Source organism: Propionispira arboris (genome assembly GCF_900109225.1).
In the GTDB taxonomy this organism is placed as follows: domain Bacteria; phylum Bacillota; class Negativicutes; order Selenomonadales; family Selenomonadaceae; genus Propionispira; species Propionispira arboris.
In genome coordinates, this window is the sequence record NZ_FNZK01000007.1 from 61,051 (window position 1) to 83,781 (window position 22,731).

Genomic DNA, 22,731 nt, shown 5'->3' on the forward strand with positions numbered 1-22,731 from the left:
AAGCAATGATATGATATAGGGAAGACTTATTTTTTTGCTGGAACATAAATGCAGAAAATCGAAAGGATTTTTAAAGGTATGATCAAAGATAGTGAAATCCAAAAAAGAGCAACGGAAGCAGTTTATCAGCGTGGCTGCCGATATTTTAAGAATAAAGCAGTAAAAAAAATGAAACTTCACAAGGATGGGCATTATACGGCTGAAGTTTGGGGAAATTCAATTTATTCAATAGCGGTTCATTTAACGGATCAAGATACGGTACATTCCTGCTCTTGCAGCTGTCCGGCATATGATTTATATGATGGTATTTGCAAACATATTGTAGCGGTCCTTAAAGAAATGCAGAAACTCCAATTTATGGATCAACTTCAAAATATGGGAATGCATCAGGAGTCGAAAGGCAAACTGTTTTCTCTATTTGCAGAGGCAGTGCAGTCGAATGAAGTGGCTGATATGGAACCACTTCATTTAATCCCTGAATGCCGCTGCACGCAGCAATATAATGAAATGACCGTGTGGCTGGAGTTTAAAATTGGTCGGACTCGCCAATATGTGATGCGCAATGTAGCGGATTTTGTTAAATCCATGTTATATGAAGAAGAAATTGTCTTCGGCAAAGAATTGACACTGCGACCGCATCGCATTAAATTTGATGCACTATCGCAAGAGCTATGGGATTTGCTGCGCATGGCTTATGAAGATGAAAAAAGCCTCTCACCATATAGTGCTGCTTCAGGGATTAGCAAAACATTTGATCAAAAACGGTTTAAATTGTCGCCAAGCAACTTGGTGAAATTTTTCACCATTATGGAAGAGCATGCTTTTTCGTTTGGGCTCAATGAATTTGCACCAACTCGAATTAAAATTGAGGAGTCAAGGCCGCAGATTCGTCTTATGGTAAACGATTTGGCGGCAGGCGGGCAGCTATCGATGGGGCAGGATGAACTTGTCAATTTAGATAAAAATTTTCGCTATCTGTTATATAATCATACCATCATCCATAAGGTTGATGAAGAATTTTCCCGTTATATAAAACCACTCATCCAATGTTTTAAAGAGGACAAACATATAAAAATAGATAAAAAATATATGCCAGACTTTTTTAGTAATGTTATGCCGGAAATTGAAAAAATTGTAAATGTGAAGGTTGCGCCTTCCTTCTTGAATCGTTTTGAAATTCTGCCACTCAGTGCGGATATCTATCTCGATTATGCAGGTTCTGGCATCGGTGCAAAAATTCTGTTTAGTTATGGTGATGTGACATTTAATCCAGCCATTGGTTCACAGGAGATTTCAACGATGAATCGTAAGATTTTGATTCGTGATCAGTTAGTAGAAGGACAGATTTTACGTTTTTTTGAACAGTTTGAGTTTCGAGCTGAACAAGAATTATATGTACAAAAAGAAGAAGAACAATGTTATAACTTTTTGACGCAGGCTTTGCCCGAACTTACTGAATTAGCCGATATTTATTATTCGGAGTCACTTAAGAAAAAACCGATTCAGCGTCTCGAAAAAGTGACAGCAGGGGTAAGCGTCAATCAGGATAATCTACTGGAAGTATCACTCAATCATGAAGGCTTTAATTTAAATGAACTTCTCGATATTATTTCATCTTATCGATTAAAAAAACGTTATCACCGGTTAAAAGATGGTACATTTATTCCTTTGGAAGATGATGCTTTGGCTGGTGTAGCGGATTTTGTTGAAAATACAGGGCTTCAGGCAGGCAAAGCAGAGTTTATTCGGATGCCGCTGGCCAAAGCAGCCTATATAGATAGTTTGGCTAAAGAGGAACACGGTTTTCGCTTAGAGCGCAATCAGGCCTTCAAAAAATTAGTAACCGATCTTAAAGATCCCATGGATGCTGATGTTGAAGTTCCAGAATCACTGAAAAAAATATTGCGTGACTATCAAAAAGTTGGTTTCCGCTGGCTGGCAACACTAGCTAAATATGGATTAGGCGGCATTTTAGCGGATGACATGGGGCTGGGCAAGACACTACAAGTCATTGCTTTTTTATTATCGCAGCGTGATGATGCTAAAAGTCCATCACTGGTTGTGGCGCCGACATCACTCATGTACAACTGGCTGGATGAAATCGAACACTTTGCCCCAGAATTAAAAGCCATTGTATTGGCGGGAAGCAAAAGTGAACGTCGGGAAAAATTAGCGACAATTCAAGGTGCGGATCTCGTAATTACGACCTATAATATGTTAAAAAAAGATATTGAAGAATATGAGAAATTAGATTTTTGTTATTGTTTCCTTGATGAAGCGCAGCATATCAAAAATCCTGGTACGCAAAATGCAAAAGCAGTCAAACGGCTTAAAACACATGGATATTTTGCGCTTACAGGTACTCCAATTGAGAACACTTTGACGGAATTGTGGTCTATTTTTGATTTTTTAATGCCAGGGTACTTGTTATCACATAAAGAATTTAAAAATCGATTTGAAATACCGATTATCCGTGATCAGGACAAACATGCTCTCCGGGATCTCAATCGACATATTACACCGTTTATTTTGCGGCGTATGAAAAAAGATGTTTTAAAAGAATTGCCGGATAAAGTAGAAGGCAAGATGATCAATGAAATGACTACCCAGCAGGCCAAGGTCTATTTAGGTTATTTTATGCAGGCCAAACAGGAATTTGAAACTGGGCTGGCACAGTCCGGTTTTAATAACAATCGTATGAAGATTTTGGCACTTTTGACAAGGCTGCGACAGATATGCTGCCATCCTTCGTTGTTTTTAGAAGATTATAAAGGCGGCAGTGGTAAACTGGAGATGTTGGAAGAAGTCGTGCATGATGCAGTCGACGGGGGGCACCGTTTACTTATTTTTTCTCAGTTTACGAGTATGCTGGCGATGATTGGTGCTAAATTAAAAAAAGCGGGTATCGTTTATGAATATCTTGATGGGCATACACCAGCGCTTGAACGAATTGAACGAGTTAAGGCTTTTAATAGTGGTACCCAGCCGGTGTTTCTGATTTCGCTCAAAGCTGGGGGGACGGGGCTCAATTTAACTGGTGCGGATATGGTTATTCATTATGATCCATGGTGGAACCCGGCCGTTGAAGATCAGGCAACAGATCGCGCGTATCGTCTGGGACAGAAAAAAAATGTGCAGGTCTTTAAATTTATTACAAAAGACACAATCGAAGAAAAGATTTTTGCTTTGCAGCAAAAGAAAAAAGCACTGATTGACCAAATGATTCAACCAGGTGATAATTTCCTTTCAAAACTTACTGAAACTGAAATTCGCGAGCTATTTAATACGAAATAGAAAAATGTCTTTTCCCATCGGAAAAGACATTTTTTTTATTATATAAGTTGCATTAAATATTCTATATGGAAATCGTCAGAAAAGAGGTATAGGGCTCCGTGGCGTTACGTAGGAAGCAAACGATGCTATCCCCCTTTTCTGGCAGCCTAATAGTCTGGATGCAACTTATATGGCCCTCTGGATACTTGCATCCGTAAGGTTTTTCAAGTAGAATAGAACATATGATTGGTAGATCGGAGGGGTTTGATGGAACGTTGGATCATGCATGTAGACATGGATGCTTTTTTTGCCTCGGTTGAGCAGCGAGACCATGAAGCATATCAAAAGCAGCCGGTAATTGTTGGCGGTCTCAGCAATCGCGGGGTTGTATCAACGGCTTCTTATGAAGCACGCAGTTTTGGCATACATTCGGCGATGCCTATGGTTGAAGCACGGCGCCGCTGCCCACAGGGGATTTTTGTTGCAGGAAATCATGGTTTATATAAAGCGGTATCCAAGCAAATATTTCATATTTTTCAAGAATTTTCCCCACTAGTGGAGCCGTTATCATTGGATGAGGCTTTTTTGGATATTACCGGTATGGAAAAAATCACCCTTAATCAGCGAGACTACGCAAAATTGCTAAAAAAACGGATCAAAGATGAACTGGGACTGATTGCTTCCGTCGGTATTGCACCAAATAAATTTTTGGCAAAACTGGCATCGGACCTCGATAAACCCGATGGATTGGTCATTATTGAGCGTGGTCTGGAACAATCTATCTTACGGGATATGCCGATTCGTCGGCTGTGGGGTGTTGGGAAAAAAACAGGTGAAAAATTGCAGGAATTGGGTTTTAGAACGATTGGGCAGATTGCACAGGCTTCGCTGGATGAACTGGCCAAATATTTGGGCAAGACGCTGTCTTATCAATTAATTGAACTGGCCAATGGCCGCGATGAGCGTAAAGTGGAACCGGAGCGTGATATCCAGTCCATTGGCAATGAAATAACCTTTGAACAAGATCTTCTGCAAGCAGCACAGGTTGAAAAACAATTTTTGGCGCTTGCGGAAAAAGTAGGATGGCGTCTGCGATTGTCGGGAGTTAAAGCCAGAACTTTAACGATTAAAATTCGTTTTGCTTCATTTCAAACCATTACCCGCAGCCAATCTTTGATTGAACCAACCAATTTTGATGAAGTGATTTATCAGATGGCGGTGAATCTATATCGACAAGTTAAAGTTAAAGAAAGTATTCGGCTGCTCGGCATTACGGGGAGTAATCTGTCTTTACATGAAGAAGAGTCCCTCTTTCAGGAAGATCAAAAAAAGAAAGCACTATATCACATGATGGATGATTTAAAAGCTCGCTTTGGTGAAAATATCATTACGAAAGCCAATTTGATTCAGAAACCGCATAACGAAAAGGACCTACCCAAAGGGTAGGTCCTTTCTAAAAAAATTGCGCCCGCAATGCCGTTACCTCTTTATGTCTAAGACCTGCGGCTCAGCAGGTGGGTATCTTAAGTCGTGATTCTGCTATTCGCTACGAGACGATCCAGCATCCACAAAACAAATCAGATTCCCAATAAATAAAAGTAGGTTAGACATATCAAAGGTTTGCGTGCATCTCAGGCAAATCAATCTTTCTGAGGTAATGATAACATAAATAAAGCCGGTGTGCAACCCTGAAAAAAGTATGTTTAAGGACAATATTTCTAATATTCACGCAAATTCAAGAGCAAATGTAAAACGAATCGAGGTTATTCCGGTTTGCAACAAAGGAACTTTTGTGCTTTTTGGCGAATACTACTGAAATTAGGACATGAGAAGGAGATAGGCAATGGAAGAATTGAAAAATGTAATACATGCGATTTTAGTCAAACCGGGTCAGCAGCCGGAAATAGCTGAAATTCCGACAGGCCCTGATCAGCAGGACACTATTTGTGACTTGGTGGACGGAAACTTTGGGGCAACCGAATTTTTTGATGTGGGAAATGGGGCGTCCTTATTTATTGTGACAAATGATTTAAGTGTGCCATTGGGGCTTGCTCCTAATCGTCATTTCCCAGAGCCGGATCAGGCGGAGATTATTTTTGGCAATTGTTTATTTATTGCTGTTTATAATGAAAAAAGTGGTAAAGAAGGCATTGTGGATATGCCGGAACATGTATGCCACATGTTTATAGAACAGATCAAGAGCAGTTTTAAACCATGTCAGGGAGATGAAAAACCAAGTTCCAAAGGTGAAATTTATATAGAAAATGAAGGCACACCAGAAGAACGGGCCTATAAGTGGGTAGAAATAGAAAAACCTGCCAAAGTGGACAGGTTTTTACAAGCTGGGCGAGCGAAACTGATTCAAAATGAGGACTATGAAGTAATTGAAATACATGGTCGATATTTTCGCCAAGTTACCATAACAACAGAAAAAAAAACGTTGCAATAAATTTTATTTGAAATAAGTCAGGATATTCATAACCATATAGACAATACCACCGGCAATCAAAGGCCCGACGGTGATTCCTTTAAAGAAAAATACGCCGATCATGGTACCGATAATTAACGAACTTACGACTTCCGGGGAACTTTTTAAAAGCTGAATACCCATTCCGCCGGAAGCTGCGGCAAGAATACCAGCAATGATGGCCGTGATGCCAAGCGGGGATTTGAAAGAGTTTATCATGATTTGGATTGTGATTTCACCAGTCGCTACTGGAATTAGGATTGCTATTGTCAAAAGTATAATGCCCCAATTAAGACCATTGGTCTGAAGCAGTGACATTATAGAAGTAAGCCCAAGCACCTTAATGACCAAAATAATTCCAGCGGCATACGCAACCGATAAGTTGTGACCAACCAGACTGAGAATCAAAATTGCTGCGATCGCAATATATTCAGAATACATAAGAGAATCATCCTTTATTTGTGTTTTGCAGATAATTATATAATGATTCATCATAATAGGCAAATCTTGCCTTTCGACAATCACACAAACCGAGGCTTTCGAAAATAAGACAAGACAAATTGAAATTTACAGATTATAATATATAAGAGATTTTTATACGAGGGAGACCTGCATATGGAAAATATATATCGTGTAGCTGTTCATTATCTAAATGATATTGGATATGTGGAATATGTAATTAATACAAAAGCAGCAAACGTCTTTTTAAAGACATTAGATAAGAAAGCGGCCGTAGAAAACTATTTGGCCAATGAACATGAAATCCAAGTACCGCATGCGACGCTTAGAGATTTTACGACAGAAAAAATTCAGCCGCTTGCGAGTCTGGAATCATTCAAATTAGCTATGACACGCGTTTGGGGCGAAACGGATGTCTACGTTGACTGGAGCCGTCCGATTGACTACGTATTGGATGGTATGGATAAGTAAAATGTGAAAAAGGCGTGCAGCTGTAGTTGTACGCCTTTTTCTTATTTTTATAGAAGCGGTCTTTAAATTTATGTAAGCTATGAAAAAATAGGTTTTGCAGGATGGAGAAAAAATGCAGCAAACGAAAAATTCACGGGCAATTTGTTCAAACTGTAAATACTTCTATATCACGTGGGATCGTACATCGCCGTATGGTTGTAAGGCAATGGGGTTTAAAAGCAAAACGATGCCATATATGGTAACGAGGCAGATTTCGCAGACAGATTGTCAGTCTTATGAAGTTAAGTAAGTAAAGCTAAAAGAGAAGTAAAAGAAATAATGCATGTTTTTACGGGCGGTTTTGCTAAAAGCCGCTCGTTTTTTTTGTACGTTGTTATTTATGCATAACAAAATATGTAGTATTTTGTTAGATTTTTACGATTCAATACACCGAACTTATTCTTCATGGAAACATTTGTACTTTTTTTCTTTGAAATGGATTTAACAATTTACTAATCAAAAAAATTGTCGTAAAATATAAATCATGTTGCGATAACGGAGCTATGTTTTTCCTGGACGTACAAAACGGGGTTCGGGATTATGCTATGATGATAAACTTGTCATCATGCTCGCTGTATCAAAGAAGCGTTTATTGAGAAGAATTTAGAAAAAAAAGAGGTTATTTCATGAAACAACAGCAAGAACCTGATATTCTGCATGAAGGACTGCAGCGCGGCTTGAAAGAGCGGCATGTTCAACTCATCGGAATTGGCGGCGCTATCGGCGTCGGGCTTTTTCTCGGCTCAGCATCAGCCATCAAGGCAGCGGGGCCATCGATCGTTCTAGCCTATGGGCTTGGCGGTATTTTTATATATTTCATTCTCCGGGCATTAGGAGAACTTACCGTAGAACAGCCGATTTCCGGCTCTTTTACGGCTTATGCATATCAATTCATTGGGCCTTTGGCAGGTTACCTTACCGGCTGGTCATACTGGCTCTTTTGGGCGCTCGTATGTATGTTGGAGACAACAGCTACAGGAATTTATGTACAGTTTTGGTGGCCGGATATGCCACAGTGGATCGCAGCGTTGGCTTGTACGGTTTTTCTTACGGTGGCGAATCTCGCTTCAGTAAAAGTGTTTGGCGAATTTGAATTTTGGTTTGCTTTGATTAAGGTTATTGCAATTATTGCCATGATTTTCTTCGGATCGGCCATGATTTTTTTTGGCATAGGAAATAGTGGTATCGCAATCGGATTTTCCAACCTTTGGATTCATGGCGGAATTTTTCCAAATGGCATATCCGGCTTCATTACATCTTTAGTTATGGTGGCATTTGCTTTTTTAGGGATGGAACTCATCGGCGTTACAGCCGGTGAAGCGGAAAATCCAGATAAAACAATTCCATCAGCGATTAATAAAGTATTTTATCGTGTGCTTATTTTTTATGTGGGTTCCCTGTTGGTCATCTTATCGGTTTATCCATGGGAGGATATTGGTACGATGGGAAGTCCGTTTGTTTTGATCTTTGATCATTTGGGTATTCCGGCGGCAGCGGGAATCATCAATTTTGTCGTTATTACGGCTTCCTTATCCACGGGAAACAGTGGTATCTATGTAACGGGTCGTACCCTTCATAGTCTGGCACTGCAGGGTAAAGCTCCTAAGTATTTTGTTAAACTCAGTAAATCTGCAGTGCCGCACCGTGGTATTTTAGCATCGGTAGGTATGATGGTGCTTAGTGTTATTCTCAATTATTTTGTTCCAGAAGCGATTTTTAATTATCTTATGAGTGTTATTACATTTATTGGACTGTATGTATGGTTTATCATCCTTTGGTCGCAGCATAGTTATCGCAAAAAATTAAGCGCTGCTGAGGTGTCAAAGCTTAAATTTCCGATGCCGGGTTATCCCTATACGAACTGGATGACGATGATATTTTTGGGATTTGTAGTCTTTGCAATGGCTATCGACGATGCACATCGCATATCTTTGTTTGTCGGCCCTGTCTGGCTGCTGATTCTGACCGTCATTTATTACAAAGCCGGATTTAATAAAGCCGATGCGGTAGATGAAGGTTCTTTGAAGGCACAAATTGATCAGGATTGAAAAATGCTGTCGCATGAACGATATAAATTTATCGTTGGCGACAGCCTTCTTTTTGTAGTTATCCACAATTTTATCCACAAAACGGCTGTTCTTGTGGATAACTATTGGATATAAGCAGTTAAATCAGGGTATTTTATTTTATGATTGTGGATAAATTTTTGGATAATAATGGAGTAAACAAGTTTTTAAAATATTTTTATTCAACAAAACAAGACTTATCCACAATTTTATCCACAAAAAAAACAAAAAAGTGGATAAGTAAGCTGAAATAGCAAAAATATGTGGATAAATAAGCTGACTATGTGTATAAGTTTTAACTTTTAAGGCTAGAGCGGAACTTTTATTCACAAATTCTGTGTATAAAATGTGTATAAATAGTAAACAATACATTTTTAACAATATTTTGCAAAAGAGATTTGACAAATGAAATTATAAATGGTATTATAATATTCGTTGGTTGTGAGAACAACTTAAACATGACTCTGTAGCTCAGCTGGATAGAGTATTTGACTACGAATCAAAGGGTCGCAGGTTCGACTCCTGCCAGGGTCACCATATCGAAATTAAAAACTCCGAAGTTGTTTCGGAGTTTTTTTGTATAAAAAAATACGTGAAGATAAAAGCATTTTCATATATAATAAATAGTAAGTATCGTTATTGTTGCTAAAGGGGGCTAAGTTTTGGCAGAAATTAATCGTAGAGAACGGAAAAAAATATTTTCGCAGAAGGCCATTGTAGAGTCCGCTGTAAAATTATTTGCACAAAAGGGCTATCAGGAAACAACGGTAGCGGATATTATGAGTGAAGCAGATTTAGGTATTGGCACTTTTTATAACTATTTCCAGTCTAAAGAAGACATTTTGAAGCATTTGCTATTTCAGATTATAGTGGAAACAAATGATAAATTTGAAGAGTTGCAAAAAGAATCTCGCTTGGCGGGAGAGACACTGCGTGAGATGTTTTTGTTTACAGCTGAAATCTTAGATAGCAAACGGTTTGTGTTACCACTGTTTTTAAGTGCTGCTCATAAAGGTGGATTCAAAGAACATAGTATGGAACCATCGAAAGATATGAGCGAGACAGAGAGACCAGCCAGTATGCCAAAAAAAATGACATTTAAACATATATTTGATCAGATTATTAAAGCTGGTCAGGCGAGCGGCGAGTTTCGGCAAGACATTCCAGCGGAGATTATTACGGAGATGTTTCATTCGGTTTTTCAAGCAGCATCTTTTAGCAGTATTCAGATTAGTTTTCTAGCCAATATTCGTTATAAATTAATTTTGATTATGGATGGAATTATTTTGAAAAAATAAGATTTTTATTTTACGGATTGTATTCCAAAGGGATATAGCATCCAAACCAAGTGGATGTTGTATCCCTTTGTTGATTTGCTAAAAATAAAATGAAAACTTTATGATAAATTACAAATTCATTTATTGACCAAACTATCAATAACTGTTATGATAAAAATAATGAATGCGATTCAGTTTTGAGGATGATTCTCTTTTAGCAAAGAAGTTGTTTGTAGCTGTAATTTATAAAGTTTTGGCATAAAACAAGGTTTATATTTTATTTTTCAATTGTGTATAATGAAAAATTATGTTGTGAAAGAGATTTTATAAGTTATGTATATCAAAATACGATGTATAGGTGAGTGGGAAAATGATTAGTGTTACGAAATTATTATTTGGAACGGAATATTTTGGGGATTCACTGCGTTATACGAAAGGCGCGAATACAGCTCGAAACGGTGTACATGCAGGCGTTGGTCCAGTCGTTGTTTGGAATTCAACACGAACCTGTAATTTAAGTTGCCGTCATTGTTATATGAGTTCCGATGCAAAATTGTATAAAGATGAATTATCGACGGAAGAAGCGAAACAGTTTATTGACGATTTGGCTGATTTTAAAGTACCAGTCATCTTATTTTCAGGCGGAGAACCTTTGATTCGTCCTGATTTTTTTGAGTTGGCTGAATATGCAGAGAAAAAAGGCATCCGCCCGACATTGTCGACGAATGGAACTTTAATAACACGGGAAGTAGCGCAGAAGATTAAAGATATCGGTGTCGGTTATGTAGGTATATCTTTGGATGGGCTGCGTGATGTGAATGATAAGTTCCGTGGTAAAGAAGGCGCTTTTGATGCAGCCATGCAGGGGATTAAAAACTGTGTAGCTGTGGATCAGCGCGTAGGACTTCGTTTCACAATTAATCATCATAATATACAGGAACTGGAACGTATTTTTGATTTTATTGAAGCGGAAAATATAAATCGGGTTTGTTTTTATCATCTTGTTTATTCGGGTCGCGGTAATCAGATGATGGATGAAGATGTGACGGCAGAAGAGTCTCGCAAAGCGATGGATATCATCATTCGTCGTACGAAAGATTTTGAAGCGCGTGGTTTGAAAAAAGAAATTTTAACAGTAGATAACCATTGTGATGGTATCTATATGTATTTGCAAGCTATTGCTGAAGGCGATATTGTAGTGGCGAAGCAGATTGAAAAATACATTTCGATGAATGGTGGTAATCGCTCTGGTATTGCTTTTGGGGAAGTTGATCCAATGGGCTATGTTCATCCAGATCAATTTACGCAGCATCATACGTTTGGCAATGTGCGGAATCGCAAATTTGGTGATATTTGGTCGGATGCATCCAATGAAATTATGGCGGGACTTAAAGACCGAAAACCACTGTTAAAGGGGCGTTGCAGTAAGTGTAAATATTTGGCTAATTGCAATGGGAATTTTCGAACTCGCGCTGAAGCAAGAACCGGTGATTTTTGGGAGTCTGATCCGTCTTGTTATTTAACCGATCAAGAAATTGGTCTTACGAAATAAATTTGACTATGTTTTGGAGAGCGAGGAGACTAGATTATGATTATTTCCTGGAATACAACAAATGCTTGTAATATGTATTGTGATCATTGTTATCGTGATGCAGGCTGTAAGGCAGAAGAAGAACTGAATACCAGTGAAGCAAAGACACTTTTGGACCAGATCGCCAAAGCTGGTTTTAAAATTATGATTTTCAGTGGTGGTGAACCGTTGCTGCGTACGGATATTGTTGAACTCGTGGCGCATGCAAAATCATTGGGGCTTCGCTCTGTATTTGGTACGAATGGAACTCTGCTTACGGTTGAGCTGGCACAAAAGTTAAAAGATGCCGGAGCGATGGGGATGGGGATATCGTTAGATTCCCTCGATAGGGACAAACATAATACGTTCCGTAAATTTCCGAACGCTTGGGAAGGTGCAGTCCAAGGCATGCGTAATTGCCGTCAGGTAGGTCTGCCGTTTCAGATACATACAACGGTCATGGATTGGAATCAGCATGAACTCGAAGCCATGACTGATTTTGCTGTAGCCGAAGGCGCTGTCGCTCATCACTTTTTCTTTTTGGTACCAACGGGACGTGCGAAAACGATTGAAGCAGAATCCTTGCGGGCACATGATTATGAAGATGTGCTGACACGGATTATGAATAAACAAAAAGAAGTGAAGATTGAGCTTAAACCGACTTGTGCACCACAGTTTATGCGTATTGCGAAACAAATGGGTATGGATCTCCGTTTCAAACGCGGTTGTTTGGCAGGGACATCTTATTGTATTATTAGTCCTCGTGGCAAAGTTCAGCCGTGTGCGTATCTCAATATACCGCTTGGTGATGTCAGAGAAACTCCGTTTGATGAAATTTGGGAAAATAATGTTGTCCTTAAAGAGCTGCGGACGCTTCAATATAAAGGCGGATGCGGGGCTTGTGAATATAAAGTGGCTTGCGGCGGCTGTCGTGCCAGGGCTGCTTATTACCATGAAGGTGATTACATGGCAGAAGAGCCATGGTGTCTATATCATGGTCGTACAGGTCAGGCTTAACTGAGAAACGGGAATTGATCAACCACCTTAATGGCTGATTTATTCCCGTTTTGTCGTCTTCCCAATTGAGTGTGAATCGAGAATCTGTTATAATTAGAAACGCAGATGAATAATAGAACGGAAAAAGGGCGTACGAACAAGCGTGTCCCTTGTGAGGAGCAATCATGATAAAATTAATTATGACAGATATGGATGGAACATTGCTTGATGAAAATGGGAAATTGCCAGATGAATTTGACGAAGTAATGGAAATGATGAAAGAGAGAAAAATTCTTTTTGCCCCAGCTAGCGGTAGACAGTATTATGCTTTACTTAGTCAATTTGAAAAATATAAAGATGAATTTATATTCTTTGCGGAAAATGGTACATATGTTGCCCATCGAGAAATTGAATTGTTTTCCAGTGTTATGCCAAATGCAACGGTTAAAAATTTATTGCGGATTGCCAAAACGATCCCGCAGTCGTATCCGGTTGTTTGTGGTAAAAAAGGTGCTTATGTTACAGCAGCCTATGAACCTTTTATGGCTGAACTTGAAAAATATTATACGAAATTTCAGATTGTGAAAGATTTTTCACAGATTCAAGATGAAGTCATCAAAGTATCCTTCTGTGATTTCAGTGAGCAAGGTTCTGAATTTAATACCTATCCGCATTTTTCCGAGTATAGTGAGCAATTACAAATTGCGGTGAGCAGCAATTTGTGGGTGGATGTAATGAACTATGGAATTAATAAAGGAATTGCAATTCAGCAAGTCCAGAAAATGTTAGGGATTTCACCAAAGGAATGTGCAGCTTTTGGAGATTACCTGAATGATCTTGAAATGATGTCTTCGGTATATTATAGTTTTGCGATGGACAATGCGCATCCGCAAATTAAGGAAGTAGCCAATTTTGCGGCGAAAAGCAATCGAGATCATGGCGTTATGCTGGGGATTAAAGAACTTTTGGAAAAGGGTATTTAGCAGCAGGGAAAATTCATAGAAAGAATCGTTTAAAATGTATGAGGGGTACGAGTTCACAGGGAACTTGCACCCCTCATACATTTTAAACAAACCCCGTAGCTCTATTTATAGGGAGTTTTAGGAGGAGGTTTATATGCAGATGAATTTAAATAAGCAGTCCATTGTTAAAATGAGCTGGCCTATTTTTATTGAAGTATTTTTACAGTTAATGGTAGGGAATATTGATCAATTTATGATCAGCCAATATTCACAACCATCTGTAGCTGCTGTTGGCAATGGTAATCAGATCATGAATGTCATTATTATTTTATTGACGGTAATGTGTATGGCAACTACCATTTTATTAACGCAGTATTTAGGTTCGAAAAATCATAAGAAAATTTCAGAAATATTTACGGTATCGTTAGCGATGAATGGTGTTTTTGGTTTAGTCGCAAGTATTTTACTCATTACATTTCAGGAGCCGATGTTTCATTGGCTTCAGGTACCGGAATCGATTATGCCCGAAACAAGTACTTTTTTTACAATTTACGCCGGTGGTATCGTTTTTCAAGCGTTGTATTTTTCATTTATAGCGTGTTTTCGCAGTTATTCTTTAATGAAAACGACGATGATTGTTTCGAGTATTATGAATATCTTTAATATTTGCGGTAACTATTTATTGATATATGGTTTTGGCAGTGTACCAGCTTTAGGTGTTATGGGGGTTGCTATTTCGACCAACATCAGTAAAGTTTTGGGTTTAATCATCATCTATTATTTGTTTCGGAAAAATTTAGATGTGGAAATTTCTTGGAAATATTTAAAGCCCTTTCCTTGGGAGTCGATCAAAAAAATCCTCAGTATTGGCATTCCGACGGGTGGAGAAGCTTTATCGTATCAATTGTCACAGACAACCATCATGAAAATGGTCAATGTTTTTGGGTTAGTGGTTATCAATACCAAGGTATATGTCTATATCTTATTGATGTTTGCCTATGTATACTCTTTGGCAATTTCAGCGGCAATGCAAGTGGTCGTTGGTTATCTGATTGGAGCCGGGAAATATGATGAGGTTAAACAGCGTGTTTGGTATACGGTGCGGATTGCAGTGACGATTGCTGTAGGTATGATTATCATCTTATATTTTTCCAGTGATTATGTACTGGGGATTTTCACGAAAGACCCAGAGATATTAGCATTAGGTAAACAGATTCTCTTTGTCGATATTTTTCTGGAAATTGGACGTTCAATTAACATCACGATGGTCCGGGCACTCCAGGCAACTGGTGATATAAAAATGCCAGTGGTTGTGGGGATCATTAGCATGTGGAGCACTGCTGTTGGTCTTGCCTATTTCTTTGGTATTATCATGGGGATGGGGCTGGTCGGAATCTGGATCGGCATGGCAGCCGATGAATGTGTACGAGCCGTTATTTTTGTTTATCGCTGGCATAGTGGAGCCTGGAAAAATAAAAAATTAATGGGGACAGTTTGATTCTTGTTTTTATAAAGAGTACAATAGAAAAAAAGCTTGACTTAGAGTCAGCTCTAATCTGTATAATTTAGATAGTAAACTATAAGGAGGCATGCATTGTGGGGTGTACTATTTCTGAAGCTGCGAAAAGAAGTGGTTTGACAGCATATACACTGCGTTATTATGACAAAGAAGGACTCTTGCCTTTCGTTGATCGTACCTCAGCCGGAAATCGTGATTTTAAAGAAAGTGATTTTGAATGGTTGAATCTTATTACCTGTTTAAAACGGACAGGTATGCCTGTGAAAAACATCCGTGAGTTTATTAATTGGTGTAGAGAGGGCGATGCCACTTTGCAGCAACGACTTATGATGTTTTTACGTCATCAGAAAGAAGTACAGGCGCAAATGGCGGAACTTGAACATTGCATGGAAAAAATAAATTATAAGATCTGGTATTATACAAAGGCGGTAGAAGCTGGTACGGAAGCGGTTCATAACAAGGATACTTGCGAAACGGCGGCTTCCAGCACAACTAAATTTATCACTGCGAATGTTTCGTAAATCCTTCGCGTTTTAAAATTCGACTAAAACACATTCAAAGGAGAAAAAAATGGAAAAATCAAACGTATATTTTACAAATATGAGAGCCAAATCAGGCATGAATTTATTACAAAAATTGGACAAGTTGATCAAGAAAGCCGGTATTGAGCAAATCGACTTTAAGCAAAAATTCACAGCCATTAAAATTCATTTTGGTGAACCGGGTAATTTATCGTATTTAAGACCAAATTATGCTAAAGTTGTGGTTGATGCGGTCAAAAATTTGGGCGGTAAAGTTTTCCTAACCGATTGTAATACGCTTTATGTCGGACGACGCAAAGATGCACTGGAACATATGGATGCTGCGTATGAAAATGGCTTCAATCCGTTTACTACAGGCTGTCAGATTATCATTGCCGATGGACTAAAAGGTACAGATGAAACCTATGTACCAGTGCCAAATGGTCAATATATTAAAGAAGCTAAGGTCGGTACAGCGTTGATGGATGCGGACATCGTTATTACACTGTCTCATTTTAAAGGTCACGAACTAACTGGATTTGGCGGGGCAATTAAAAATATCGGTATGGGCGGCGGATCTCGTGCTGGAAAAATGGAAATGCACAGCGATGGTAAACCGAAAGTGATTGAAAAACGTTGTGTGGGCTGTGGTGCGTGCCGTAAAATATGCGCCCATGATGCACCTGTTATTACAAATAAAAAAGCAAAAATCGATTTGGACAAATGCGTTGGCTGCGGCCGTTGTATTGGAGCCTGTCATTTTAATGCGATTACTCCAGCCTGGGATGCTTCATGTGATATGGTAAATAAAAAAATGGCAGAATATGCTGCTGCTATTTTGCATGGCAGGCCACATTTTCATATCAGCCTAATTGTCGATGTATCACCATTTTGCGATTGTCATGCAGAAAATGATGCAGCGGTTGTACCAAATATCGGCATGGCGGCTTCTTTTGATCCGGTTGCACTCGACGAAGCTTGTGCGGATCTTGTAAATGCTGCGCCTGTGCTCGGTCGATCTTTATTGGAAGAACAGATTCAGCAAAATCCTGAAGAAGCAAAAAAACATGATCATTTTCATAATATAAGTCCGAATACAAATTGGACGGTTTGCCTTGATCATGCCGAAAAAATTGGTTTGGGAACGAGAAAATATACATTGATTGAAATCTGATCGAGATGTAATTCATATATATAGAATGCATTATATATGGCAATCGTCAGGAACGGGGTACCCTATATCCCATTTCTGGCAGACTGATAGGTTGGATATAATGTATTTAATTGTAGTATATAGACAAAAATACCGCAGCAGCAAATTATTTTGCCGCTGCGGTATTTTTTAATCGAATTTTATGTTGGTTCGCTGCCTCTGTGTAAATTGTAAACAAGAATCATACCCATACTGCCTGGCATAGGCAATGGCATCGTCAATGTAACGTCCGCAGTCTTCTGGTTTATGTGCATCCGACGACGTGATGATTGGTAAATCGTACTTTTTTGCTATTTTGAGAAAAGCTGGATAAGGAGAAATTTCAGCAATTGGATAACGATAAAATGTACCTGTATTGATATCGATGGCCATATTTGCCTGACTTAGTGCGAGGGCTACACGTTCTAAGATCGGGGTAACATCAAATTCAGGCAGAAACTTAAAAAGTCGTATATTAAATGGGTGCCCTAATACATCATACAGACCAGAGGCGCATAAGGTTTCAACTTCTTCAGCATACCAGGTGTAGATATCGGACAGCGCATGGTTTTCCCATTCAGCTTTAATGGCAGATGAATCATAAGCCCAGCCGCGTAAAAAATGTACAGAACCGATGATGTAATCAAACGGGTAGCGAGCAAGTATGTCCTTTACCTTTGCCTGGTTTTGAAAATTGCAGACTTCAATGCCAGTTTTTACTCGATAGCCTTTCTGTTTCAGTGTATTTATAAATGTGAAATAATCATCGAGGCTGTATTTAAACTTATTTTCTTTCAGCCATTTTTGTTGAAAGGAACCAACAAACGAATCATCGAGGATAAGATCTTCATAATATAGATCCTTAAAATCACTAAACCCATGGCTGTGTTCTGAAATCCCGATTTCATCAATGCCACGTGCTGCGGCACTTGTAAAAAATCCCTGAACCCAGTCAAGGTCATAGGATCCATATTCAAAATGCATATGATAATCAAATTTCATTCCTGTTCACTCCTCAAGATGAATTTCTTATAAGAAATATTGTAACATAGAATTCTTTTGCTAGTCATCTAATTTAGGAACGATAGTCTCTTTCTAATAGATAAATTGTATTAATTATTCAATTTGTTATATATAGTTGTCATATATTATGAATGATCTTCACAATTGTATTGAAAAAGACATAATATCTTCAAAAGTTCTTCACAACATCTTCACACATCTCCTGTAATATATAGAACATAAGCTATCGCAGAGAAGCTGCCGATAAAAAATACGGACGATGCATCAAAACATCGAATGTTGTAGATGTTTTTTCGACAGCAGCTTAAAATATAAAAAGATTCCATGTACATATGGAAATAAAGGGAGTAAATATAATGAATAAGAATTTAAATAAATTAGTAGTAAGCGGCCTTATGGCAGCAGCAGTTTTTGGTTTAGGCTTTGGCAATCAGGCAGCAGTACAGGCCGCCGCTTTTGATCAGGCAACAACCAGCTTGGCACATGTAATGAGTACAGGCAGCAACCAAAGCAATGCAACAGATCCAATTGATGGACCAAATGCACCAACAAGTGTGGCACATGTGATGAGTACTGGCAGTAATCAAAGTAATGCCAGCAATGGTTCCGAAGGCGAAAATGCTTCTCTGAGCCCAGCTCATTCCATGAGCCTTGGCAGCAATGATTCCAACGATTGATTTGTCGCTTTACAATAGAATTTCCTCCTCCTATTTCAAATAAACCGACCACTAAACCATGAAACACATAAACGCCTTTGATTCGTTATTCGGATCAAAGGCGTTTATTTTTTGCTGCTTAATGCAGTGGGGGAGTTTTTGTTGGCAGTGCGAAGGCTACGTTTTGAATAGCAATTGCTTTTTCCCGCATTTGGGCTGAGGTATATTTTCTCCAGACGTTTTGCACGGAAGCCATATATTCCGTACTATTAAATGGTTTGTTCAGCTGTTCTTGTGCAGCGGTCCGCAGCTTGGTTTTGAATTCGTCATTTAATTTGATCGTTCGCATAGCTAATAATACATCAAGCCGATTATCTACTAAATAAAGATGAATTTCCGATTCCTGAGGTTTATTGAAATCAGGTCGCATCGCTGCTTTTTGGAATTTTACACTATAAGGACAGTCGCCCCAATCGTCTTTAAAAATCCCATCAATTTTATAAAGAAAAAAAAGTATATCGTTTTCGGCGAACAGGGCAAGTTCCATTTTGCCGGTTCGAAATGCTTCCACTGCAATTATATCTGTTTTGTTAAGTTTTAAAATAAACATAAGTCCATTGATATCATATTGAAAAAGACCACCTTCACCGGGTGTGCTGATGGGCAGCGGGAATTTTTCGCCTACTTGGAAATTTGTATATGACATAAGAAATCCTCCATACTATTTGAATATATCATGTAATACTATAGCATATATTTTAGATAGACAAAATAGAATATAGAAAAGCTTGAAAAAGAATTGGTTGACAATGATAATGAATATCGATACAATGAGTAATAAGAAGAATAACATCCATTGTACATAGGTATGGTTTAAGCTATTCGAGTGAAAAGGGGATGAGTCAGTGATGATTTTACAAGCAGAAAGATTGCGGTTGCAATATAAAAATTACAGAGTATCGGATTATATGGATTTTTCAGTTGAAAAACCGGAAATTATTTCATTGATAGGAGCAGCTGATTCAGAAAAATCCACCTTATTGCAAATTTTAGGACGAGTTTTGAAACCTTTGACGGGAGTCGTTTTGTTGGAAACGCAGGATATTCGAATCTTGAAACCATGGGAAGTTGCCAAAAAAATCGCTTTTTTAGCACAATCTCCAAAAGTTTCCGAAGATATGACTGTATATGAATGGATGTTTTATGGTCAGCTTAAATATCGCAAACTCTTGTTTCGGGAAAATCCGGCGGATGTTGCTGTGGTAGAAGCAGCACTTGCTTTCGTGAATATCGAAAATCTCGCGAGGCTGCGTCTGTCAAAATTAACAGCGGGGCAGCGCCAGTGTGTATCCATTGCGATGGCACTTACGCATAAACCGGAAGTCCTTTTAATCGAGGAACCAATTATTGGCCTTGATATTTATGAACAACTTGAAGTGATGACTTTGCTCAAACGTCTCAAAAAAGAACTAGGACTCACGATTCTAATTACTATGCAGGATCTTAATCAAGCAGCACGTTTTAGTGATCGACTATTAGCTCTCAAACAGGGAAATATTATAGCCGATGGTAATGTCAAAGAAGTTTTTACCGCAGAAATATTGCGCCAGTTATATGATATAGACGACAAAACATTGAAACTTCCGCACGATGCGATGAATCAATGTCTCTACTTGCCAGCTGATATTGGTCAGCCCGCTTGATGATTTTATAGTTTACGACGAAATACAAGATAGATAATACGCTTAAATCTCTCAAAAAAGATGTTTCTCAGTGTGACGGGAAACATCTTTTTTATTGACTCTGTAAGATGAAAAGTATATGATTAAAATCGAATATAGTAATATTTATTCTATAGTAAACAAAAGAAAAGATTAATAAAGAATATAAAACAGAGACTACTTTTTAAGGAGTTTATATTGCTATTGAAATTTTATTAATACGTATGGGTAGAATTGGCATAGTATCATATACTTAAGATTGTTCATTTTTCTTGGGGTGGGGGAGATGAAAGGCAAAAAACATTACATGAAGAGGTGGAAATAGTGGTTATTGTAGAAGTGCTCAAAGCCTTGGCAGATGAAACAAGAATTCGAATTTTGAACGTATTATATAAAGAAACTTTATGCGTGTGTGATTTGGAAGAAATATTAAAACTTAACCAGTCTAATGCTTCAAGGCATTTAACCAAATTAAAAAATGCAAAATTGATTACCGGTACAAAACAAGCACAGTGGGTATACTATCGAGTTAATGAAAAAATACTTGAGGAATATTCATTTGTAAATGAGCTTTTGAAAAAGGAATTGGACAAAATTCCACAATGCCAAAAAGATGTGGCACGACTGAAAAAGTACAAAGAGAGAGGCGGCAGTTGTGAAAAAAATGTTAGAATTGATGACAATTAAAAAATACTAAACATATCATTCTTTTTAAATAAAGAGATCGTAGTGTACAGCAGCTAGCAGTTTCTTTTCCTATATTAATAAAGGATTTTTAAAATTAAAAGGAGGTCTATTTCAATGTCTACAGAAAAACGGTTGGACTTTTTTGAAAGGTATTTAAGCTTATGGGTAGCATTATGCATTGTGATTGGCATTGGTTTTGGCAAGTTATTACCTGGGGTGGTTGATTCACTGAGCAAAATGGAAATTAGTCACGTGAATTTACCTATTGCTGTTTTAATTTGGCTGATGATTTATCCCATGATGTTGAAAATCGATTTTTCAGCTATTCTTAAAGTTGGCGATAGACCGAAAGGACTATTCATCACCTTGTTTGTCAACTGGTTAGTAAAACCATTCAGCATGGCACTACTGGGGTGGTTTTTTTTCAAATATCTTTTTATTGGTATGATTGGTGAACAAATGGCCAATGAATATTTAGCTGGCACCATTATTCTAGCGGCGGCACCTTGCACTGCTATGGTATTCGTGTGGAGCTATTTGACGGACGGTGATCCTGCATACACATTGGTGCAGGTAGCTGTCAATGATCTGCTTATGCTGTTTTTATTTGCACCAATTGTTATGCTCTTGTTAGGGGTTTCTGACATTGTCGTACCTAAAGATGTATTGTTTATGTCAGTGCTACTCTATATTGTCATTCCACTAGTTGCGGGTTATGTTACTAGACGGATATTGATTCCATCCCATGGTGAGAAGTGGTTTAATGACACAATATTGACGCCTTTAAAACCAGTAACTATTATTGCGTTGCTAGCAACACTCATTATTATTTTTGCTTTCCAAGGGGAAGTCATTACAAATAATTGGTTTAGTATTATTCTGATTGCCATCCCGATTATTATTCAGGTCTACTTTAATTCCTCGTTAACCTATGGTTTGGCCCGGTATTTTAAAGTACCACATAATATCGCTTCACCAGCGGCCCTCATCGGAGCTAGCAACTTTTTTGAATTAGCGGTTGCGGTAACTATTTCCTTATTTGGTTTGACGTCAGGAGCGACACTGGCTACTGTTGTTGGCGTGCTGGTGGAAGTTCCAGTTATGTTGTCGGTGTGTAGCTTCTGCAACCGGACGCAGCATTGGTTTGACTTTGAGTCTCAATCAATTAAAGAAAAAAGCTAGAAAGAATATTTTTGGCGGGCAAAATATTGTTGTTATGTACTGCCGCCAAGGTTGCGTTGAGATTGTACCAAATGATATACGGATAAGTGATATAAGGTTGATCAAGGGCTTCTCTCCAGTTTTAGGTGATTTTTAATGGTGCGCACTCTGATAGTTTAGCTTTTACCACGGCACCATAGGTTCTTTCAACTAAAATTGAAAAGAACCTATGAGACGCTTACGTTTAAACAAAAGGCACATACCGAGATGATTTTTATCTCAGTATGTGCTTTTTGTTTAAAAATCATGTTATTTAAACTGATTTACGATAGTCTGACAAAGATCATTAACTAATTCAGGCGTAGGCGATGAGTTATCTTTTTCTAGGCCCATTCGTGTTAATATAACTAGTTGTGGTTGAATTCCTATGTTTTCAAGCGTTTTCTTAGCACATTCTATATCGCAGCCATCGATAGGAATGACCCTGTCTGCACCTTTGGCCGCATCAATAAACGATTGAATGCCAGCACCAATTCCTGCAAGACAACTAGCTTTTGGAGTTGCAAATCCATCATGTCTAAGCTTTCGACCTATCTGATCGGTTATGCTGCCAACTATTCGAGCAATTATTTATTGAACATATAGTTTCGTTAAGAAACAGTTGCAAAATA

21 protein-coding genes, 1 tRNA gene and 1 other RNA gene are annotated in these 22,731 nt (G+C 38.3%); 18 read left to right on the plus strand and 5 right to left on the minus strand.

Annotated elements, in window-relative coordinates; all coding sequences use genetic code 11:
* The first annotated feature begins 48 nt into the window (after nucleotides 1-48).
* Nucleotides 49-3,294: a DEAD/DEAH box helicase gene (locus BMY14_RS08555; RefSeq protein WP_091830874.1), complete on the plus strand. Its 3,246-nt coding sequence runs from the start codon at nucleotides 49-51 to the stop codon at nucleotides 3,292-3,294.
* A 246-nt stretch (nucleotides 3,295-3,540) separates the two neighbouring features.
* The gene (locus BMY14_RS08560; protein WP_091830876.1) at nucleotides 3,541-4,719 is read left to right on the plus strand and encodes a DNA polymerase IV; all 1,179 of its coding nucleotides are present in this window, start codon (nucleotides 3,541-3,543) and stop codon (nucleotides 4,717-4,719) included.
* A gap of 15 nt (nucleotides 4,720-4,734) precedes the next feature.
* Here BMY14_RS08560 and ssrS read toward each other — a convergent pair.
* Nucleotides 4,735-4,914: non-coding RNA, 6S RNA (gene ssrS, locus BMY14_RS08565), on the minus strand.
* A 202-nt stretch (nucleotides 4,915-5,116) separates the two neighbouring features.
* On the opposite strand from ssrS, the gene BMY14_RS08570 reads away from it, so the two are divergent.
* Nucleotides 5,117-5,722 (plus strand): DUF3846 domain-containing protein, encoded by a 606-nt coding sequence (locus BMY14_RS08570; RefSeq protein ID WP_091830877.1) that lies wholly within the window; start codon nucleotides 5,117-5,119, stop codon nucleotides 5,720-5,722.
* A 3-nt stretch (nucleotides 5,723-5,725) separates the two neighbouring features.
* Here the strand turns inward: BMY14_RS08570 and BMY14_RS08575 are convergent, their stop codons facing one another.
* Complete coding sequence (locus tag BMY14_RS08575; protein ID WP_019552893.1) at nucleotides 5,726-6,181, minus strand: DUF441 domain-containing protein; 456 nt, start codon at nucleotides 6,179-6,181, stop codon at nucleotides 5,726-5,728.
* Nucleotides 6,182-6,355: 174 nt separating this feature from the next.
* Between BMY14_RS08575 and BMY14_RS08580 the strand changes: the two genes are divergently transcribed.
* From BMY14_RS08580 to BMY14_RS08630, 11 genes are all read left to right on the plus strand, one after another.
* Entirely contained in the window at nucleotides 6,356-6,670 is a 315-nt protein-coding gene (locus tag BMY14_RS08580; protein ID WP_019552892.1) for a hypothetical protein, read from the plus strand.
* A 112-nt stretch (nucleotides 6,671-6,782) separates the two neighbouring features.
* On the plus strand, nucleotides 6,783-6,959 hold the full coding sequence (locus BMY14_RS08585; RefSeq protein WP_091830879.1) for a uracil-DNA glycosylase: 177 nt from the start codon (nucleotides 6,783-6,785) through the stop codon (nucleotides 6,957-6,959).
* 376 nt (nucleotides 6,960-7,335) lie between these two features.
* Nucleotides 7,336-8,757: an amino acid permease gene (locus tag BMY14_RS08590; RefSeq protein WP_091830881.1), complete on the plus strand. Its 1,422-nt coding sequence runs from the start codon at nucleotides 7,336-7,338 to the stop codon at nucleotides 8,755-8,757.
* 478 nt (nucleotides 8,758-9,235) lie between these two features.
* Nucleotides 9,236-9,312: transfer RNA gene (locus BMY14_RS08595), tRNA-Arg, on the plus strand.
* Nucleotides 9,313-9,437: 125 nt separating this feature from the next.
* On the plus strand, nucleotides 9,438-10,073 hold the full coding sequence (locus tag BMY14_RS08600; RefSeq protein ID WP_091830882.1) for a TetR/AcrR family transcriptional regulator: 636 nt from the start codon (nucleotides 9,438-9,440) through the stop codon (nucleotides 10,071-10,073).
* Between the two features lie 349 nt (nucleotides 10,074-10,422).
* Nucleotides 10,423-11,604 carry a putative heme d1 biosynthesis radical SAM protein NirJ1 gene (nirJ1, locus tag BMY14_RS08605; protein ID WP_091830884.1) on the plus strand — a complete coding sequence of 394 codons (1,182 nt, stop codon included), beginning with the start codon at nucleotides 10,423-10,425 and terminating at the stop codon, nucleotides 11,602-11,604.
* A 36-nt stretch (nucleotides 11,605-11,640) separates the two neighbouring features.
* Nucleotides 11,641-12,639 (plus strand): putative heme d1 biosynthesis radical SAM protein NirJ2, encoded by a 999-nt coding sequence (gene nirJ2, locus BMY14_RS08610; RefSeq protein WP_091830886.1) that lies wholly within the window; start codon nucleotides 11,641-11,643, stop codon nucleotides 12,637-12,639.
* 164 nt (nucleotides 12,640-12,803) lie between these two features.
* Nucleotides 12,804-13,601: a Cof-type HAD-IIB family hydrolase gene (locus BMY14_RS08615; RefSeq protein WP_091830888.1), complete on the plus strand. Its 798-nt coding sequence runs from the start codon at nucleotides 12,804-12,806 to the stop codon at nucleotides 13,599-13,601.
* A 133-nt stretch (nucleotides 13,602-13,734) separates the two neighbouring features.
* On the plus strand, nucleotides 13,735-15,078 hold the full coding sequence (locus BMY14_RS08620; protein WP_091830890.1) for an MATE family efflux transporter: 1,344 nt from the start codon (nucleotides 13,735-13,737) through the stop codon (nucleotides 15,076-15,078).
* Between the two features lie 98 nt (nucleotides 15,079-15,176).
* On the plus strand, nucleotides 15,177-15,620 hold the full coding sequence (locus tag BMY14_RS08625) for a MerR family transcriptional regulator (RefSeq protein ID WP_177177526.1): 444 nt from the start codon (nucleotides 15,177-15,179) through the stop codon (nucleotides 15,618-15,620).
* 49 nt (nucleotides 15,621-15,669) lie between these two features.
* Nucleotides 15,670-16,794, plus strand: a complete 1,125-nt coding sequence (locus BMY14_RS08630) for a DUF362 domain-containing protein (RefSeq protein WP_091830894.1) — start codon at nucleotides 15,670-15,672, stop codon at nucleotides 16,792-16,794.
* Nucleotides 16,795-16,962: 168 nt separating this feature from the next.
* On the opposite strand, the gene BMY14_RS08635 is transcribed toward BMY14_RS08630, so the two are convergent.
* Nucleotides 16,963-17,814, minus strand: a complete 852-nt coding sequence (locus BMY14_RS08635) for a PHP domain-containing protein (RefSeq protein WP_091830896.1) — start codon at nucleotides 17,812-17,814, stop codon at nucleotides 16,963-16,965.
* A 377-nt stretch (nucleotides 17,815-18,191) separates the two neighbouring features.
* On the opposite strand from BMY14_RS08635, the gene BMY14_RS08640 reads away from it, so the two are divergent.
* Nucleotides 18,192-18,512 (plus strand): hypothetical protein, encoded by a 321-nt coding sequence (locus BMY14_RS08640; protein WP_091830898.1) that lies wholly within the window; start codon nucleotides 18,192-18,194, stop codon nucleotides 18,510-18,512.
* A 118-nt stretch (nucleotides 18,513-18,630) separates the two neighbouring features.
* Here the strand turns inward: BMY14_RS08640 and BMY14_RS08645 are convergent, their stop codons facing one another.
* Nucleotides 18,631-19,197: a hypothetical protein gene (locus BMY14_RS08645; RefSeq protein WP_091830900.1), complete on the minus strand. Its 567-nt coding sequence runs from the start codon at nucleotides 19,195-19,197 to the stop codon at nucleotides 18,631-18,633.
* Nucleotides 19,198-19,399: 202 nt separating this feature from the next.
* On the opposite strand from BMY14_RS08645, the gene BMY14_RS08650 reads away from it, so the two are divergent.
* The 3 genes from BMY14_RS08650 to arsB all read left to right on the plus strand — a co-directional run bounded on the left by BMY14_RS08650 (nucleotide 19,400) and on the right by arsB (nucleotide 22,081).
* Nucleotides 19,400-20,194 (plus strand): ABC transporter ATP-binding protein, encoded by a 795-nt coding sequence (locus tag BMY14_RS08650; RefSeq protein WP_091830902.1) that lies wholly within the window; start codon nucleotides 19,400-19,402, stop codon nucleotides 20,192-20,194.
* 342 nt (nucleotides 20,195-20,536) lie between these two features.
* Complete coding sequence (locus BMY14_RS08655) at nucleotides 20,537-20,899, plus strand: ArsR/SmtB family transcription factor (protein ID WP_091830904.1); 363 nt, start codon at nucleotides 20,537-20,539, stop codon at nucleotides 20,897-20,899.
* 114 nt (nucleotides 20,900-21,013) lie between these two features.
* On the plus strand, nucleotides 21,014-22,081 hold the full coding sequence (gene arsB, locus BMY14_RS08660; protein ID WP_091830906.1) for an ACR3 family arsenite efflux transporter: 1,068 nt from the start codon (nucleotides 21,014-21,016) through the stop codon (nucleotides 22,079-22,081).
* 288 nt (nucleotides 22,082-22,369) lie between these two features.
* Here the strand turns inward: arsB and BMY14_RS21180 are convergent, their stop codons facing one another.
* On the minus strand, nucleotides 22,370-22,690 hold the full coding sequence (locus tag BMY14_RS21180; RefSeq protein ID WP_091830908.1) for a putative zinc-binding protein: 321 nt from the start codon (nucleotides 22,688-22,690) through the stop codon (nucleotides 22,370-22,372).
* Nucleotides 22,691-22,731: the final 41 nt, after the last annotated feature.

Bases quoted from the DNA above. Each gene is read 5' to 3' on its own strand.
- BMY14_RS08640 (WP_091830898.1), top strand. From the start codon at position 18,192: ATGAATAAGAATTTAAATAAATTAGTAGTAAGCGGCCTTATGGCAGCA.
- BMY14_RS08645 (WP_091830900.1), bottom strand. From the start codon at position 19,197: ATGTCATATACAAATTTCCAAGTAGGCGAAAAATTCCCGCTGCCCATC.
- BMY14_RS08620 (WP_091830890.1), top strand. From the start codon at position 13,735: ATGCAGATGAATTTAAATAAGCAGTCCATTGTTAAAATGAGCTGGCCT.
- BMY14_RS08635 (WP_091830896.1), bottom strand. From the start codon at position 17,814: ATGAAATTTGATTATCATATGCATTTTGAATATGGATCCTATGACCTT.
- BMY14_RS08580 (WP_019552892.1), top strand. From the start codon at position 6,356: ATGGAAAATATATATCGTGTAGCTGTTCATTATCTAAATGATATTGGA.
- BMY14_RS08560 (WP_091830876.1), top strand. From the start codon at position 3,541: ATGGAACGTTGGATCATGCATGTAGACATGGATGCTTTTTTTGCCTCG.
- BMY14_RS08590 (WP_091830881.1), top strand. From the start codon at position 7,336: ATGAAACAACAGCAAGAACCTGATATTCTGCATGAAGGACTGCAGCGC.
- BMY14_RS08650 (WP_091830902.1), top strand. From the start codon at position 19,400: ATGATTTTACAAGCAGAAAGATTGCGGTTGCAATATAAAAATTACAGA.
- BMY14_RS08555 (WP_091830874.1), top strand. From the start codon at position 49: ATGCAGAAAATCGAAAGGATTTTTAAAGGTATGATCAAAGATAGTGAA.
- nirJ2 (WP_091830886.1), top strand. From the start codon at position 11,641: ATGATTATTTCCTGGAATACAACAAATGCTTGTAATATGTATTGTGAT.
- BMY14_RS08570 (WP_091830877.1), top strand. From the start codon at position 5,117: ATGGAAGAATTGAAAAATGTAATACATGCGATTTTAGTCAAACCGGGT.
- BMY14_RS08630 (WP_091830894.1), top strand. From the start codon at position 15,670: ATGGAAAAATCAAACGTATATTTTACAAATATGAGAGCCAAATCAGGC.
- arsB (WP_091830906.1), top strand. From the start codon at position 21,014: ATGTCTACAGAAAAACGGTTGGACTTTTTTGAAAGGTATTTAAGCTTA.
- nirJ1 (WP_091830884.1), top strand. From the start codon at position 10,423: ATGATTAGTGTTACGAAATTATTATTTGGAACGGAATATTTTGGGGAT.
- BMY14_RS08575 (WP_019552893.1), bottom strand. From the start codon at position 6,181: ATGTATTCTGAATATATTGCGATCGCAGCAATTTTGATTCTCAGTCTG.
- BMY14_RS08585 (WP_091830879.1), top strand. From the start codon at position 6,783: ATGCAGCAAACGAAAAATTCACGGGCAATTTGTTCAAACTGTAAATAC.
- BMY14_RS08615 (WP_091830888.1), top strand. From the start codon at position 12,804: ATGATAAAATTAATTATGACAGATATGGATGGAACATTGCTTGATGAA.